14 protein-coding genes and 1 tRNA gene are annotated in these 14,970 nt (G+C 49.0%); 6 read left to right on the top strand and 9 right to left on the bottom strand.

Annotated elements, in window-relative coordinates; translation table 11 throughout:
* Window positions 1-118 precede the first annotated feature (118 nt).
* Window positions 119-1,105 (top strand): zinc dependent phospholipase C family protein, encoded by a 987-nt coding sequence (locus tag LLH06_RS04425; RefSeq protein WP_228172056.1) that lies wholly within the window; start codon window positions 119-121, stop codon window positions 1,103-1,105.
* Here LLH06_RS04425 and LLH06_RS04420 read toward each other — a convergent pair.
* The 8 genes from LLH06_RS04420 to LLH06_RS04385 form a co-directional block, all read right to left on the bottom strand.
* Complete coding sequence (locus LLH06_RS04420) at window positions 1,067-1,723, bottom strand: DedA family protein (RefSeq protein WP_228172055.1); 657 nt, start codon at window positions 1,721-1,723, stop codon at window positions 1,067-1,069. The two genes, LLH06_RS04425 and LLH06_RS04420, sit on opposite strands and share 39 nt — an antisense overlap.
* A 37-nt stretch (window positions 1,724-1,760) precedes the next feature.
* Window positions 1,761-2,471, bottom strand: coding sequence for a DUF4397 domain-containing protein (locus LLH06_RS04415; RefSeq protein ID WP_228172054.1), 711 nt, complete (start codon window positions 2,469-2,471; stop codon window positions 1,761-1,763).
* A gap of 45 nt (window positions 2,472-2,516) precedes the next feature.
* A complete protein-coding gene (locus LLH06_RS04410; RefSeq protein WP_228172053.1) occupies window positions 2,517-3,212 on the bottom strand; it encodes a DUF4397 domain-containing protein in 696 nt (231 codons plus the stop codon).
* 110 nt (window positions 3,213-3,322) lie between these two features.
* Window positions 3,323-4,447, bottom strand: a complete 1,125-nt coding sequence (dnaN, locus tag LLH06_RS04405; RefSeq protein ID WP_228172052.1) for a DNA polymerase III subunit beta — start codon at window positions 4,445-4,447, stop codon at window positions 3,323-3,325.
* Window positions 4,448-4,480: 33 nt separating this feature from the next.
* Entirely contained in the window at window positions 4,481-6,877 is a 2,397-nt protein-coding gene (gene gldG / locus LLH06_RS04400; RefSeq protein ID WP_228172051.1) for a gliding motility-associated ABC transporter substrate-binding protein GldG, read from the bottom strand.
* A 352-nt stretch (window positions 6,878-7,229) separates the two neighbouring features.
* Window positions 7,230-7,793, bottom strand: coding sequence for a hypothetical protein (locus LLH06_RS04395; RefSeq protein WP_228172050.1), 564 nt, complete (start codon window positions 7,791-7,793; stop codon window positions 7,230-7,232).
* 131 nt (window positions 7,794-7,924) lie between these two features.
* On the bottom strand, window positions 7,925-8,482 hold the full coding sequence (locus LLH06_RS04390; RefSeq protein WP_228172049.1) for a hypothetical protein: 558 nt from the start codon (window positions 8,480-8,482) through the stop codon (window positions 7,925-7,927).
* 52 nt (window positions 8,483-8,534) lie between these two features.
* Complete coding sequence (locus tag LLH06_RS04385; protein WP_228172048.1) at window positions 8,535-9,248, bottom strand: ATP-binding cassette domain-containing protein; 714 nt, start codon at window positions 9,246-9,248, stop codon at window positions 8,535-8,537.
* Window positions 9,249-9,429: 181 nt separating this feature from the next.
* Between LLH06_RS04385 and LLH06_RS04380 the strand changes: the two genes are divergently transcribed.
* Window positions 9,430-10,770, top strand: a complete 1,341-nt coding sequence (locus LLH06_RS04380; protein ID WP_228172047.1) for a Gfo/Idh/MocA family protein — start codon at window positions 9,430-9,432, stop codon at window positions 10,768-10,770.
* Window positions 10,771-10,775: 5 nt separating this feature from the next.
* On the opposite strand, the gene LLH06_RS04375 is transcribed toward LLH06_RS04380, so the two are convergent.
* Window positions 10,776-11,747 (bottom strand): polyprenyl synthetase family protein, encoded by a 972-nt coding sequence (locus tag LLH06_RS04375; RefSeq protein ID WP_228172046.1) that lies wholly within the window; start codon window positions 11,745-11,747, stop codon window positions 10,776-10,778.
* Window positions 11,748-12,033: 286 nt separating this feature from the next.
* Here LLH06_RS04375 and LLH06_RS04370 point away from each other — a divergent pair.
* The 4 genes from LLH06_RS04370 to LLH06_RS04355 all read left to right on the top strand — a co-directional run bounded on the left by LLH06_RS04370 (window position 12,034) and on the right by LLH06_RS04355 (window position 14,765).
* A tRNA-Ser gene (locus LLH06_RS04370) sits at window positions 12,034-12,121 on the top strand.
* A gap of 124 nt (window positions 12,122-12,245) precedes the next feature.
* Complete coding sequence (locus LLH06_RS04365; RefSeq protein ID WP_228172045.1) at window positions 12,246-12,809, top strand: hypothetical protein; 564 nt, start codon at window positions 12,246-12,248, stop codon at window positions 12,807-12,809.
* Window positions 12,810-13,052: 243 nt separating this feature from the next.
* Window positions 13,053-13,697 carry an RNA polymerase sigma factor gene (locus tag LLH06_RS04360; protein WP_228172044.1) on the top strand — a complete coding sequence of 215 codons (645 nt, stop codon included), beginning with the start codon at window positions 13,053-13,055 and terminating at the stop codon, window positions 13,695-13,697.
* Window positions 13,698-13,760: 63 nt separating this feature from the next.
* Window positions 13,761-14,765 (top strand): FecR family protein, encoded by a 1,005-nt coding sequence (locus tag LLH06_RS04355; protein WP_228172043.1) that lies wholly within the window; start codon window positions 13,761-13,763, stop codon window positions 14,763-14,765.
* The last annotated feature ends 205 nt before the right edge of the window (window positions 14,766-14,970 follow it).

Genomic DNA, 14,970 nt, shown 5'->3' with positions numbered 1-14,970 from the left:
TGCACATTTGAGCGCTTTACCTGGCCAACACAGCAAAAAAGCGTACCTTATGGCACTGTATCCTTTACCTTAAATGAGGCTTTTTATCCGGCTGCTCGGTCTATCGTTTATTGCTATCATGTTGGTTTCGTGGGGCTTTTATGCGCATTACCGGGTGAACCGGCTGGCGGTGTTCACCCTGCCTAAAGGCATGAGCACTTTTTATCAGGCCAACATCGAATATATCACCGAGCATGCCATCAGTCCCGACCGGCGCCGGTATGTGGACTCCACCGAGATACCGCGCCACTTCTTCGATGCCGACCATTACGGCAAGGATCCGTTCCATACCGTGCCGCAAAAATGGGACGAGGCCATGAGGAAGTACTCGGCCGATACACTGTATAAGTACGGCACCCTGCCGTGGACCATCCAGTACAACTACTACCGTTTGGTGGATGCCTTTAAAGCTCATGATACCACGGCGATATTGCATTACTCGGCCTACCTGGGGCATTACGTGGCGGACGCCTGCGTGCCGCTGCACACCACCCAGAACCATAACGGACAACTTACTGAACAACTGGGCGTGCATGCCCTTTGGGAGAGCCGCCTTCCCGAGCAGTTCGGCAGCAGCTATAACTATTTTGTGGGTAATGCGCGATACATCGAGAACCCGCTTTGGCAGGCGTTCATCCTGTGCCGAAGTTCGTTCAAATGTGCCGATTCGGTATTGCGCGTACAGCGGCAGATCGATGCTACCTTCCCGGCCGATAAAAAGTACGAGGTGTTCATGCGTGGTAAGCGTAAGGTCAAAGACCTGTCGGTGGCTTATTGCCAGGCCTATCACAGTGCATTAAAAGGAATGGTGAAACGGCGAATGCGCACGGCGATAGCCAATGTAGGCAATTACTGGTACTCGGCATGGGTAGATGCAGGTCAGCCCGACCTTGACCGGTTGATCGATAGCCTGCCAAGCGCTGCTCAAAAGCAAGCTATAGCACATGAACTGGCCCTGTACAAGGCCGGCAAGATAGCGCCGCTACCGAAATTTGGAGTGGTGAACCAGCCGCTTAAGCCTACTGCCTTAAACAGCGTTACGGCTACCCGACATGCGGGCCCTTAATGCTGCCCAGATCGGCGGGATGATCGATACCAGTACAATGGCGATAGCGATCAGCGAAAAGTTCTTTTTAAAGAATTCGATGTTACCTAATAGGTAGCCCAGGAACAGGAACGTGATCACCCAAAGCACACCACCCACCACGTTATACACAGTATAGCGGCCCAAGGGCATACGGCCAACACCGGCCACAAATGGCGCGATGGTGCGAATGATGGGCATAAAACGGCTAAAGATCACTGCCTTGCCACCATGCTTGTTGAAGAATTCCTGGGTCTTTAGGTAGTAATCAAGCTTGAGGATCTTATTATCGGGCTTGAACACCTTGGGGCCAAAATACTTGCCCAACTCGTAATTGAGGGTGTTGCCCGCCACAGCGGCCAGGATCAGCAGAATGGCCATCAGGTAGATATTCAGACCTGAATTACCGGTGGCGATCAGGGCGCCCATGGCAAATAACAACGAATCGCCGGGAAGGAATGGGGTTACCACAAAACCGGTCTCGGCAAAAATGATGAAGAAGATGATCAGGTAGGTCCAACCCTGGTACTGGCTGGTGATCTGCACCAAGTGTTTATCAATGTGCAGTATAAAGTCAATAAGGTCTTTGATAACTTCCAAAACGTTGTATTTGCGGGTAAAGGTAGTAATTAATGGCTTACTTCACTACGCTGGGGTCAATGGCCAACAAATTAAGGCCGAAGGCTGCCGAGTCAACCCTACCCACCATTCCTGACGAGTACAGCGTGTATAAACGGCCATCCTGAATGGTCACGTTCTGCAGCGTGGTAAGGCTGCTGGTAGTACTGCCAGTTGGGTAGGCCTTGAAGCTGTAACTACCCGGCGGCAAGATCTGGTAATCAGATGCGGTGCCGAAGGCCACGTTCTTGATCGCTACCGTTCCATTGGCCCAAATATCAAAAGGGGTACTACGCGGCGACCCATTCACAAAACGGATCTTGCCGCCTTTACCGATCGGCGCTACGGGCTCGGTGTCATCCGTCAGTTTCAGGAACTTGTACGTGCTATCGGCATACAGACCCATAAAGAATATGGTATGGCGCGTGTTAGCTTTATATTCGCTCGAATCACGGTATAAGATACGCCGGGTATCGGCCACACGGGTGGAGCGGATCTGTGGTAGCGGATTATTATACGTAAGGTAAAAGTAGCTTGGGGTGGCGGCATAACGGTAAGACGAGTTCAGCCTGATGTAGTTGCTACCGTTGTTGATCCAAAACTCGATCGGGAAAAGGTCGGGACTCAGGTTCAGGACCTGCACCCGAACATTAGAGCCGGTCGGGTTGGCCGTATCCGTCTTGCTGCACGAGAAGAACGCAGGCAAGATCAGCGTTAGCCAACCGATCATGAACAAGTGATGTAAATTCTTTTTCTGCAACATAAGATCACTGCATTATTGCCCGCGTAACAGGCCTATCCTGAAATTAGCGCCACTGCCACCATAACTATAAAGCGTGTAAACGCTGTCCACGTTCAATCTTACATTGGCAGTGAGTATAGGCGTGGTATTGCCGGGCACAAATATCTTGATGGCCTTTAAACCGTTGCCTACCTTAACGTACCTATTCACGCTGCCAAAAGCCTTGGAGGTAAAGCGCAGCGTATCGTTCATATATACCGTGACCGCAGGCACTGCTGCCGATACTGATACGAATTTAAGCAAGGCATTGGCTTGATCAGTTACAGCGGTATCACGTACCATAAAAGCACTGCTGCGTGCCGGGCCACCTACAAAGAACAGGTAACGCTCGGTACTGCCCAATTGCGCTACGTTGTAGGGGAAGGTGAGCAGCGTATCGGCGTTGTTGTAGTTCTGGTTATCGAACAGGCCTTTAATGGATAGTATCTGCTGCCCCACAGGTATCTGCAAAAAGTTGGTGCCGGCGCCATTAAGTACGCTGGTAGTGGTTTGGCGGGTACCTTTCAGGTAAAAGTTGAACACATCATTAGGCCTTACCGATGCGTTGATCACGCTCATGGGCACGTTGACGGGCGTATCGGGTGCAGGGTCGTTCTTGGCGCAGGCGGCTATCAGCGATACCAATAGTATCACCAATACACTGTACCCGTTCAATTGCTTCACCTTCATTTACAGCTATAACTCCGTTTGTAGTTGTTTGTTATCTGTACGCAAAATAAAGGTCCGGTGCTACCACCAGACCTCGATCTTTTTCTATAATGTTAGTACCGTTATACCGATCAGGCGTAGCTGTTCAGCATTACCGGCATCACCAGCATCAATATGTCTTCGTTATCGTCGCCGCCTTGTGGCAACAGTAAGCCTGCGCGGTTAGGGGTGCTCATGTGCAGGGCAACTTCCTCGCAATTGAGGTTCTTGAGCATTTCGATCAGGAAACGGGCGTTGAAACCGATCTCCAAATCCTCACCCTCATACTGGCAGCTTAAACGCTCATGTGCCTCGTTCGAGAAATCGATATCCTCCGAAGAGATATTCAGTTCACTTCCGCTAACCTTTAAACGCACCTGGTGGGTGGTCTTGTTGGCGTAAATGGCCACACGCTGTAACGAACCCAGGAAAGCCTGGCGATCGATGGTCATGCGGTTAGGGTTATTTTGAGGGATAACGGCTTCGTAATCAGGGTAACGCTCATCGATCAAACGGCACACCAGGTTGATGTTTCCAAATTTGAAGAACGCGCTGGTATTGTTGTACTCTACCGATACGTTCACATCCTCACTTGGCAGGGCCGACTTTAACAAGTTCAATGCCTTTTTAGGGAGTATGAACGAGGCGTTGCTGGCAGCCTGGGTATCCTTACGACGATAGCGCACCAGTTTGTGTGCATCGGTAGATACGAAGGTAAGGTATTGGGTGCTCAGCTGGCAGTATACACCTGTCATGGCCGGGCGCAACTCATCGTTACTTACCGCAAAAATGGTCTTGTTAATGGCCTCGGCCAATACCGATGCAGGAAGGTTAACTGATGACGCGTTCTCTACCACAGGTATCTTCGGGAAATCCTCGCCATTCTCGCCGCTCAGCTTGTATTTACCGTCGCCGGCGCTGATCTCGATCGCAAAGGTCTTGTCATCTACCGAGAAAGCGATAGGCTGCTCAGGCAATGACTTTAAGGTATCCAGTAATATACGTGATGGTATAGCTATGCGGCCGTTCTCTTTGGCCTCAACAGACAAAGAGGTGGTCATGCTGGTTTGCAGGTCAGTGGCCGATATGGTCAGGACACCTTCTTTGATCTCAAATAAAAAGTTCTCGAGTATGGGTAATACCGTACTGCTGCTTAGCGCACCGCTAACGGATTGCAACTGCTTCAATAGGGTCAACGTCGATACAATGAATCTCATAACAATTTTTGTTCAACCCAAAAGTATGAAATTTTAGCGTGCGTACTTGCGCCGACGATAATAATGTTGAAAAATCGCGAATATTAACACAGCCGCCAAAGGCACCACCATATTGACGGTTTGCCAGTAGATCCGCTCGTTACGGATGCGTGCCCGGTTGAGCAAACGAAGCTTGATCTCCTTGATGCGCAGGGCGATCAGGCCCGAGTCGTCGGTCAGGTCATCAGCTATGTTCAGTAGCAGATTCTTATTGCCAAAACTTTGCTGAGTATAGCGATCATAGCCCAGCGGAAAGGGTGAACCATCGGCACTCACCTGGTTCTTAAAAATATCGCCATCGCTCAACACCACCATCTTGGTAGGCTTGCTTTTGGTAAGCACGGGTATATTTTCGGTAACGCCCGCAGGTACCGGCCGGTTGGTAAAATCAGACGCGAAGGTACCCTCGAGCAGCACACCGGTGATCTTGGGCTGGCTGCGGAACTCGCGCGGGTCGGGCTCCTGTTCCAAGGCCTGTAACGACAGGTTGTGGGGAGCCGTTAGCTTTTTGTTGTAAGGCGACGAGGCCAGCAAGATAGTTTGCTTTTGCCCATTGACCTGCAGCAGATCAATGGTGCTGGCGAACTCGCTTTTAATACCATCGAGGTTGCGGATCACCGGGTGTTTGCCCAGTGGCATAAATATAGGGTAGAACAGCCAGGGCAGCATTTGGATCTGTGCTTGGCCGCCCATGTTCCCGGTGTTCACGGGGATCTGGGCGCAGTTCAGGTCGGCGATCAGGTCATAGTTGATACGCACACCATATTTGAAGAGCTGATCATCAAGATTCAATTGTTTATTGAAGGCCAACTGCTCGCCCCCATGCCCGCGCAGGCTATCCAACTCGGCGCTCACTTGATCGATCGACCACACGATACGCCCTCCCCGCATCAGATACTGATCGACCTTGAACTTTTCGGCCTCGGTAAAGGGCTTGTCGGGCTTGGCGATCACCAGCAGCTTCAAGGTGCTCAGGTTGGCAAAAGGGATGCTTTGCAGATCCACGCGTCCCACCTCAAAGCCATCGCTCAGACTTTTCATGGCATCGTTGAGTTGCAGATCGCTTAACTCATTATGCCCGTAAGTGAAACCCACCCGTGGGCGGCCACCGCTCGTAGCTTTTTTAATGGCCGAGGTGAACGCATACTCCAGGTTCTGTTCTGAATTGTTGAGCACTTCCTCGGGACCAAGGCCGATGCGTGTTTGCAGCAGCTTGACTGGCATCTGCTTATCACCTGCACTCACCATAGCGGCCGAAAATATGGTACGCTGCGATACACCGTTATCTGTCTTAACACTCAGGTTGGTAGGCTCGATGCCTTGTGTTTGCAGGTCTTCCAGCGTTTTAGCCTGCTCCTCCTGGCTCAAACCATCCAGCGGGTTAGCAAATTCGAAGCTCAGCTTGCCATGGCCGTAAGCCTCCAGGTCGTTGAGCATATCGCGCGTGGCCTGTTGCAAACGCTTCATGCCGCCGGGCAGGTCCTTGCCTTGCAGGTATACGGTCACCTTTACCTTTTTGGGCAGGCTATCCATCACGTTACGGCTTACCTGGCTCAGGGTAAAACGTTTCTCTTTGGTAAAATCGATACGAGTATACACCAATTGCGATATGATGACCAGCAGCACGAGCGCGCCGCCCAGCATCAACAGTCCTTTGCGCACCTGCTTTACCGAGTTTTGCCTGCTCACTACCCAAACGGTGAGGCCTATAAAAATGCTGCTGAGAACGATAAAATAGATCAGGTTGCGGCTATCGAGCACGCCCCTACCCACAGCCTCATAATGCCGGGCCATACCCAGGTCCTGTATGTTGGTATCTTGTAAGGAGAGTAACTGGCCCAGCGAATCGAACCCGCTGTACATAAAGTAACTCAGGAACACTGCTATGGTAAAAGAGATGATCTGGTTCTTGCTCACCGATGAGGCGAAAAGCCCCATAGCGGTAAAGGCAGCACCTAACAGCAGCAAGCCAATGTATGAACCGATCACCGCGCCGGTGTCCAGGTTACCCTGCGGGGTACCCAGCACCCAAACCGAGTAAACATAAAACAAAGTAGGCAGCAGCGCAAAGGCCACCAGTACCAAGCAGGCCCAGTACTTGCCCAGCACGATCTGCCAGTTACTGAGCGGACGGGTGGATAGCAGTTCGAACGTTCCCTCGCGGCGTTCCTCGGCTATGGAGCGCATGGTGATGGCCGGGATCAGGAACATGAACAAAAAAGGCGCGGTGCTGAACATGCCCTCCATACTGGCGTAACCATACTCCAATATGCTCGACTCGGGGAACACCCACAGGAACAGCCCCAGCACCAACAGGAACACCCCGATAGTGACATAGGCCACCAGTGAACTCAAATAAGTGCTGATCTCTTTTTTTAAGATGCTGAACATGCGATGGTATATAATTGGTTTTAAGGATCAAGAGCGTCAAGTTGTTTGACGGCAGTGCCTTAACTGCGGCCGATCTGCTTGTTACAAGCGCTACAGAGTGTTACACCGATGTAACAAAATTCCCCACTTTTCCCCAGTTACAGGCGTTGCAAAAATGGCAAAAACCCACATTTTTCGAGAAATTTCTGCATTTATCAACTTTGTAACACAAAATGTAACACCTTATTGGCGAATTGTAACACGCTCAGGCGCATTTATTGACCGCCCCCTAAACATAAAAGATCTGAAAGTGATCTTTATTGCCAAATTCATAATGTTGCCAATAGCTGTAAATGCTAAAGCTCACTGTTGCTTAGAAGCCGAACTTGTAAGCGACCCTAATACCGAACTGCTGCAACCGGTTCTGCGACCAGCTCTCGTACCGAAGGCCCACATCGATCAGCTGGCGTTTGTTATCCGTAATGGGGAACAAAAAGCCCGTACCTAATGAATAGGCGAAGAGGTTGGTACTGCGGTCTTTGTTATGATCGATCACGGTACCCAACTCGCCCTCGGTGTAAATGCGCGGGTCAAGAAAATACCTCACCCCTGCCTTTAACGGAACGAACTGATCGTCAGGCTGCTTCACCGCCGAACCGATATTGAAGCTCTTGTAGCTGAAGTTATGATAACCTGCCGTCACGCTGATCGCCCAGGCAGAGGCCACCGGCAACTCCGCCTTGAACGAGCCACCAAAACCAAAGTTATAAGCACTCCGCTGGGGAAAGTTCAACTCCGGACCGATGCTCACCGCCGCGATCGCACGTTTTGGGCCGTCATCCTGCGCCTGAGCTTTATTGAAGTAGGTGGAAATGGTCAGTGATAGTACCATCGTAAGTAGCGGCTTCAAAGCAGTAGGGTAATAGTTCTTCATCATCAGGTAACACCTTAACAGCGTGTGGCCAAATCTATAAATTTATGTTTTTATAGAAGCAGATTCTCCTCCCAATACCAACAAAAAAGCCTTACCGATCTGCGGCAAGGCTCTTTATATGAGGTCGGGACCGATTAAAGTCCGAACTTGTAAGCTATCCTAAAGGCCACCTGCCCGGTGTTACCGCCGCTTTGCGACCAACCTTCATAGCGTGCACCGATGTCGATATCATGCTTAGCAGACACCGGGAACGAAGTACCAAGACCCGGCGCATAGATAAATGAGTTGCCTGTGTTGTGGTTGATGCCGAACAGAACGCCGATCTCGGCCTCGCCGTAAAAGTTGGGTATAAAGTAATATTTACCGCCCGCTTTTGCAGGTATATAGCCATCAGCTCCGGTTCTCTGGAAGTTATAGAAAGAGATGTTATACTTCTTTCGGCTGTAACTCATGTAACCCGCTGTGAAGCTAAAAGAGAAGGAACTAGATACCGGCAAATCATACTTGCCTGCGCCACCTATACCAATAGTGTACAAGCGATCAAGACCGCCTACCGATAACGGCACGCCCACATCGAACCCTATACCTAATTTGGGACGGGGCAAAGACGAAGAAATAGTGGCGGTAGTTTGTGCATAACTTGAGACCGAAGCCGCGATAGCGACCATCATGCATAGAAAGGTTTTTTTCATTGTGTAAAATAAGTGAGGTTGAAATATGAACTAAAACGACACAGTTTTCCTTTTAGTTCATCCCGAGGGTCAATTTGATAAATATTTCCTCGAGCGTGTTACCCCCATGCTGAGCCTTTAAACCTTCCAGTGTGTCATTGGCCACGATGTGTCCTTTGTTAATGATCACCACACGGTCGCAGGTGGCCTCTACCTCCTGCATGATATGGGTAGACAGAACGACCGTACGCGTCTTGCCCAGATCACGGATCAACTGGCGTATACCGATCAGTTGGTTTGGGTCTAAACCAGAGGTCGGCTCATCAAGGATCAGCACTTTCGGATCGTGCAGAATGGCTTGGGCCAGCCCTACACGCTGTTTATAACCTTTGGATAACTGACCGATCTTTTTGTGCTGCTCTGGAGTGAGTCCGGTCAGCTCTATCACCTCGGCTATGCGTTTTACTGGGTCAGGTATGGCATGTATGTCGGCTACAAAAGCGAGCGCTTCCTTAACATACATGTCGGTGTACAAGGGGTTGCTCTCGGGCAGATACCCTACCCTTTGCTTCACCTCGATCTGCTGATCGGCGGTATCAAAACCGGCCACACTGGCCTTGCCCGAGGTTTGCGGGATGTAGCCGGTCAGCATTTTCATGGTGGTAGATTTGCCCGCCCCATTCGGCCCCAGGAAACCCAGCACACCTACGCCCGCTTCAAAACTGATGCGATCAACGGCCTTTTGCGTACCGTAATGTTTAGACAGATCATTGACCATTATACCCATGGCGTAAAGTTATAAGCAGGCAGGCACATTTCCATGCCGCCAGGTAAGTTCTTAACAAAGGCTTGCAAGGTAAGTTTCATCAGCAATGCCCGTCCGCTTATTTATCGACATCAGTCAAACAAACCCGCTTTGGCCCTGTGTTATAAGAAATTATCATAACTACCAAGAAAACACATCGACCATGAATGACCAGCATCTACCGGGCAGCACGCTCACCGAACAAGCCAAAGGCTTTGGCCGCCGCGATTTTATCTCTATGACCGGTAAAGGCCTGGTTGCTGCCACCGTGGCCAGCACGATCCCCCCAGCTGCCGCGACCGCCCAATCACGCACGGCCACCGGTCCGCATGGTACCCTTGCCGATGTGATCAGCGTAGATGTGCCCAGCCAGCATGCCCCTTCAGAGCGCAAACAAGAGACCGGCACTAAAATGATACCGCCCGATAAGCGTATCGGCTACGCCATCGTAGGTATAGGCGAGCTGACCATGGGGCAGATCATGCCAGGCTTTGGCTCTTGCAAGTATTCTAAACCCGTGGCCTTGGTTAGCAGTCATCCTGATAAAGCACGCAAGGTGGCTGCTCAGTACGGCATCCCTGAAAAGAACATCTACAACTATCAGAACTTTGACGACATCAAGAATAACCCTGACATAGATGCGGTGTACATCGTATTGCCTAACAGTATGCACCACGAATTTGTGATCCGTTCGGCCAAGGCCGGCAAGCATGTGCTGTGCGAGAAGCCTATGGCCAACTCGAGCAAGGAAGCACAGGAGATGATCGACGCCTGCAAAAAGGCCGGCAAGAAACTGATGATCGCCTATCGTATCCAATACGAACCGAACAACAAGCTGATCAAAGACCTGGTACGTAACAAGACCCACGGCCAGGTTAAGGTGATCGATTCGGTGAACGTGCAAAATATCGGTGATCCACAGCAATGGCGGTTAAAGAAAGCGCTGGCAGGTGGTGGTTCATTACCCGATATAGGCCTGTATTGCATCAACACCAACCGCTACCTTACCGGCGAGGAACCTTACATGGTGAACGCCACCACCCACAGCGATGCCGACGACCCACGGTTTAAAGAGGTAGAAGACAAGGTGATGTTTCAGATGTTCTTCCCGAGTGGGACCATAGCCAATAACACTACCGCTTACAGCGTGCACGATAGTAAGCATTACCGCTGCTACGCGGCCAATGGCGGCTGGTTCGGCATGGACCCCGCATTCAATTACAACGGACTTAAAATAGAATTGTCAAAAGCTGAAGGTTCGCAAGAGATCAAACAACAGATCATAGTCGGCGAAAAGCAGCAATTCGCGCTGGAGATGGACCATTTTGCGGAATGCATTATGGAAAATAAAGATCCGTACACTCCAGGCGAGGAAGGCTTGCAGGACCAAAAGATCATGGAGGCCATCTATGCCTCGGCCCGTTCAGGAAAACCTGTAATGTTGAACAAGGTCACCACCGTGGATACTTTTAGGAATGCCGGCAATGCGCCTAAGTATAGTTAAGGAAACTATTTGTTGCGCTCGATAGTAAAGCGAACCAACTGCTCCAGACCGGTACGGGCCTCACCTTGCGGAAAAGTGTTCAGGATGTCGAATGCCTCGTTCTGGTATTTTTGCATCTGGCTTTGGGCATAGGTGAGCCCGCCATTCTGTTTCACAAAGGTGATGATCTGACCGATCTTTTCGGGGTCATCCTTGTGATTCTTGACTAGACTAATGATCTTTTTGCTTTCGCTTTTAGGTACGTTGTTCAGCGCATAGATCAATGGCAGCGTGACCTTTTTCTCCTTGATGTCGATACCAAGAGGTTTGCCCACATCATCGGTACCAAAATCGAACATATCATCCTTTATCTGGAAGGCGATACCGATCTTTTCACCAAAGAGGCGCATTTTTTCTATGGCATCTGCATCGGCACCGGCACTGGCGGCACCGCAGGCACAACAGGAGGCGATGAGCGAGGCTGTCTTCTGACGGATAACTTCGTAATAGATGCCCTCATCGGTATTGGTCTTACGAGCCTTTTCCACCTGTAGCAACTCCCCTTCGCTCATTTGCTTTACCGCGTTGGAAAGGATCTTGAGCAGGTCGAAATCATTATGGTCCAAAGACAGCAACATGCCCTTGGTGAGCAGGAAATCGCCCACCAATACGGCTATCTTATTTTTCCATAAAGCGTTGATGGAGAAGAAACCACGGCGCTGGTAAGAATTATCCACTACATCATCATGAACCAGCGAGGCGGTATGCACAAGCTCTACCAGGGCAGCTCCACGGTAAGTGGCCTCAGTAATGCCTCCACACAAGCTGGCCGCAAAGAATACGAACATGGGCCGTATCTGCTTGCCTTTACGTTTAACGATGTAATGTGTAATGCGATCAAGCAAAGGAACTGAGCTTTGCATCGACGCTTTGAACTTTTCTTCAAAAACATCGATCTCTGCTGCTATGGGTCTTTTGATCTCGTTAAGGCTCAGCATTTACAACTTACCTACCTGTGCTTAATAATAATGGCCACTACACGGCCTACAAGCCGCAAACATACTTAAAATAATTCAAGTGCTTATGAGCCATACATTATTTTAAGAATGGTTAAACCCTGCTGGTCTTTACCCGTCATATAGTCGTTCGTCCTGATGGTTGCAGGCACAGAACATAGGGTTATATTTAGTTGAAGTTTTGCTTGCGGGGTTCCTTTACAGGGGCCTCGCTTTTTTATTGTGTTTGCTCCCCTATTATTATAACTTTGCGCACGCTCAAAAACCGGGAGAGGTGTCTGAGTGGTCGAAAGAGCACGCCTGGAAAGTGTGTATACGTCAAAAGCGTATCGAGGGTTCGAATCCCTCCCTCTCCGCATTGATATTGATCAAAGCCTGATAGCATCGGTTATCAGGCTTTGGACTTTTTGGCGGGCCGTCCATTATTTTTACTGTGACCATGCCTAACGCTTTACCTAAACTCTTATTCCAACTATCCAAATGAAGACCTTATTCACGATCATTATCGCATCCTTTATAGCAGGTGCGGTGTCAGCTCAAACGACCGACACCGTCAGTTATCTTAAAGCAGAACAATGGAAGATCAACGCTAATTTGATCGGCGGCTCACTTACCTATGAAAAGAAGATGAGCCGCTCCTCTACCTTGTACATGGAGGCTGGTGCAGCATATAATATATCCTATAGCTATTCCAGCACCCGCGGAAGTGACCATCGATATGCTTTTTCACCTTATGTATCCATAGAGGGTCGCAACTACTATCACTTTAAAGAGCGGATCGCTAAAGGTAAAAGTACGGCCAATAACGCCAGCAACTTTTGGTTCCTCCAGGCCGGTTATGTGTTCAAACCGATCAGTCATACAGCCGGCTACACCTACAGCGATGCTATTTCTGTCATGCCTGGCTGGGGCATACAACGTAACTTAGGCCAGCACTTTAGCCTCGAGTTACAACTTGGATTGGATGTAAGTTATTATCCACAAAGCAGCGAATGGTACGTCGGACCTGGTGGCCAATTTAAGATCGGGTATCTGATCAAGTAAGACTTTCTTATCAAGATCCTGCTCCGTCATCATTTTGATCTGTCAATGCGTTAGCTCAACAAGTCGCTGATGTATATAATACAGCAACAAAGGGCATAGTAGACCTATCTACTATGCCCTTTGTTGCTACTTGACACGCTCTCAGAAAAGATGTAATGATTGTGTTCAGCTTGGGAAGTGCTGATTTACTAACAATGTTATCAGCATCCACAGTGAAATGAGAATCGATCGCAATGTTCATACATGGTTAAAGATGCATTATGTAATTGTCAAAAAGTTCGATATATTGGCTTAACGATTAATTTATACAGGTTGCAAAGCGAAGACATACTCTTAAAGCAATTGAAAGCAGGCAATACCTTGGCTTTTTCTTCCCTGTATCATCGTTATTCTGCTCGCATTTATCATTTTGCTCTGAGCATAGTCAAATCTCCTGCTCTTGCTGAAGATGTGACGCATGACGTGTTCGTTAAACTTTGGGAGAATGCGGATAAGATCGATCTGGCCTTATCTTTTCAGTCTTACTTATTTACTATCACGCGTAATCACATACTCAACCTACTTAAAAGAGCAGGAAGGTCCACTTTGATCGTTGACGAGATCATGAGATACACAGCCGTCATCTCTGACGATCCCTCACAAATACTACAGCGTAAACAAGCTCACGATCTGCTGGAAGTTGCCGTCGAGACCTTACCTGAACAACGGCGCAAGATCTACCAACTGTGCAAGAATGAAGGCTTCACCTATAAAGAAGTGGCAGAGCAATTAGGCATCTCGCCAAGTACAGTGAACAGCCAAATGGTCAAAGCCATTAAATCGGTACAGGATTTTTTACTGCTTAGTGGTGCACTGTCAGTGATCATCTACGTCTGGCCTTTTTTGTAAATATTTTTTATCCGGGTAAATGTATGGACGTACCTGATTGTAATCTATGCAAAAAGGCACACTTTGGATAAATGCATCGCTGAACTATTCAGGAGATTTATAGAGAACAAATGCTCCGCATCAGAATTGAGGCAAGTGGAGGAATTGCTCAAAGATGGCGGGCATAACGAGGAATGGGCTACGGTACTCGAAGAGTTGGCGGTAGAGCATTTTTTAAGCCCTCCGGGCGACTCATCTCCAAATACTTTTGACCAGAAAAAGTTGCTTGCGCGCATCCAGAGATCCGCGGGTATAACGACAAGAAAAAGATGGTCTGCTAACCTCGCCTGGACGGCGGCGGCTTGTTTACTACTGGCTGGCGCGGCCTTATTGTTCGTTGTTCCCAAAAACAGCCGTAGGTCCAACATCATTGCCTCCTCTCCAAAGGCGATACAAAAGTCTGCTAACCACAAATACCTCAAATTAGCTGATGGCAGCAAAGTGTTGCTGAACGATTCCAGCTTTTTGACCTATCCCGAAGCTTTTTCAGGCAACACCCGCGAGGTCACCCTCACCGGTGAAGCATTTTTTGATATCCAGCATGACCCAAAACACCCTTTCATTATTCATACCGGTGAGCTGACCACCACTGTTTTAGGAACGGCTTTTAATATCAAGGCCTTTAAAAAAGACCATAAAGTTACCGTAACAGTGACCAGGGGAAAAGTACGTGTGCAAAAAGGCGAACAGTTACTTGCTGTACTAACACCTGATCAACAGGTCATTTATGATATTCCTGCCGCCAGGCACATACAAGAAGCAGTTAATGCTGACAAGATCTTAAGCTGGAAGGAGTACGATCTTATTTTGGATGACGTTACGCTCGAAGAAGCTGCGATGAAGATCGGCAAACAGTATGGCAAAAAGATACGCTTCGTAAATGGTAACGCTAAAGATTGCCGTTTCTCGGCAAGTTTCCTGAATCGTAATACCCTGGATCAGGTACTCACTGTGGTTGGCCAGATCACCAACACTACCATAGAGCTTAAAAAAGATGTCATCGAAATAGATGGCCCCGGCTGTCAATGATATTCCCTAACTATTTGAACGATATGAAGCACAGAAGACCACCACCGTAAAAGAAATATAGACCCAAAGAAAGTAGCAACTCCCGGCGGCAACCGGAAGTTGCAGAGTCTTAAATCATTTTTTCCGACAACTTAAAACTCCTGCAATGTATTACAATTTTACGCATTGTGCAAGCTGGCTTTGCACCCTACTCAACGCTCTATTC

The sequence above is a fragment of the Mucilaginibacter daejeonensis genome, from assembly GCF_020783335.1.
In the GTDB taxonomy this organism is placed as follows: Bacteria; Bacteroidota; Bacteroidia; order Sphingobacteriales; family Sphingobacteriaceae; genus Mucilaginibacter; species Mucilaginibacter daejeonensis.
This window is presented reverse-complemented; position numbering and strand designations above follow the sequence as displayed.

What these genes read in the sequence shown, in the direction of transcription:
- LLH06_RS04425 (WP_228172056.1), top strand. Translation starts at nt 119, where the DNA reads ATGTTGGTTTCGTGGGGCTTTTATGCGCATTACCGGGTGAACCGGCTG.
- LLH06_RS04415 (WP_228172054.1), bottom strand. Translation starts at nt 2,471, where the DNA reads ATGATCGGTTGGCTAACGCTGATCTTGCCTGCGTTCTTCTCGTGCAGC.
- LLH06_RS04410 (WP_228172053.1), bottom strand. Translation starts at nt 3,212, where the DNA reads ATGAAGGTGAAGCAATTGAACGGGTACAGTGTATTGGTGATACTATTG.
- dnaN (WP_228172052.1), bottom strand. Translation starts at nt 4,447, where the DNA reads ATGAGATTCATTGTATCGACGTTGACCCTATTGAAGCAGTTGCAATCC.
- gldG (WP_228172051.1), bottom strand. Translation starts at nt 6,877, where the DNA reads ATGTTCAGCATCTTAAAAAAAGAGATCAGCACTTATTTGAGTTCACTG.
- LLH06_RS04395 (WP_228172050.1), bottom strand. Translation starts at nt 7,793, where the DNA reads ATGATGAAGAACTATTACCCTACTGCTTTGAAGCCGCTACTTACGATG.
- LLH06_RS04390 (WP_228172049.1), bottom strand. Translation starts at nt 8,482, where the DNA reads ATGAAAAAAACCTTTCTATGCATGATGGTCGCTATCGCGGCTTCGGTC.
- LLH06_RS04385 (WP_228172048.1), bottom strand. Translation starts at nt 9,248, where the DNA reads ATGGGTATAATGGTCAATGATCTGTCTAAACATTACGGTACGCAAAAG.
- LLH06_RS04380 (WP_228172047.1), top strand. Translation starts at nt 9,430, where the DNA reads ATGAATGACCAGCATCTACCGGGCAGCACGCTCACCGAACAAGCCAAA.
- LLH06_RS04375 (WP_228172046.1), bottom strand. Translation starts at nt 11,747, where the DNA reads ATGCTGAGCCTTAACGAGATCAAAAGACCCATAGCAGCAGAGATCGAT.
- LLH06_RS04365 (WP_228172045.1), top strand. Translation starts at nt 12,246, where the DNA reads ATGAAGACCTTATTCACGATCATTATCGCATCCTTTATAGCAGGTGCG.
- LLH06_RS04360 (WP_228172044.1), top strand. Translation starts at nt 13,053, where the DNA reads ATGGTTAAAGATGCATTATGTAATTGTCAAAAAGTTCGATATATTGGC.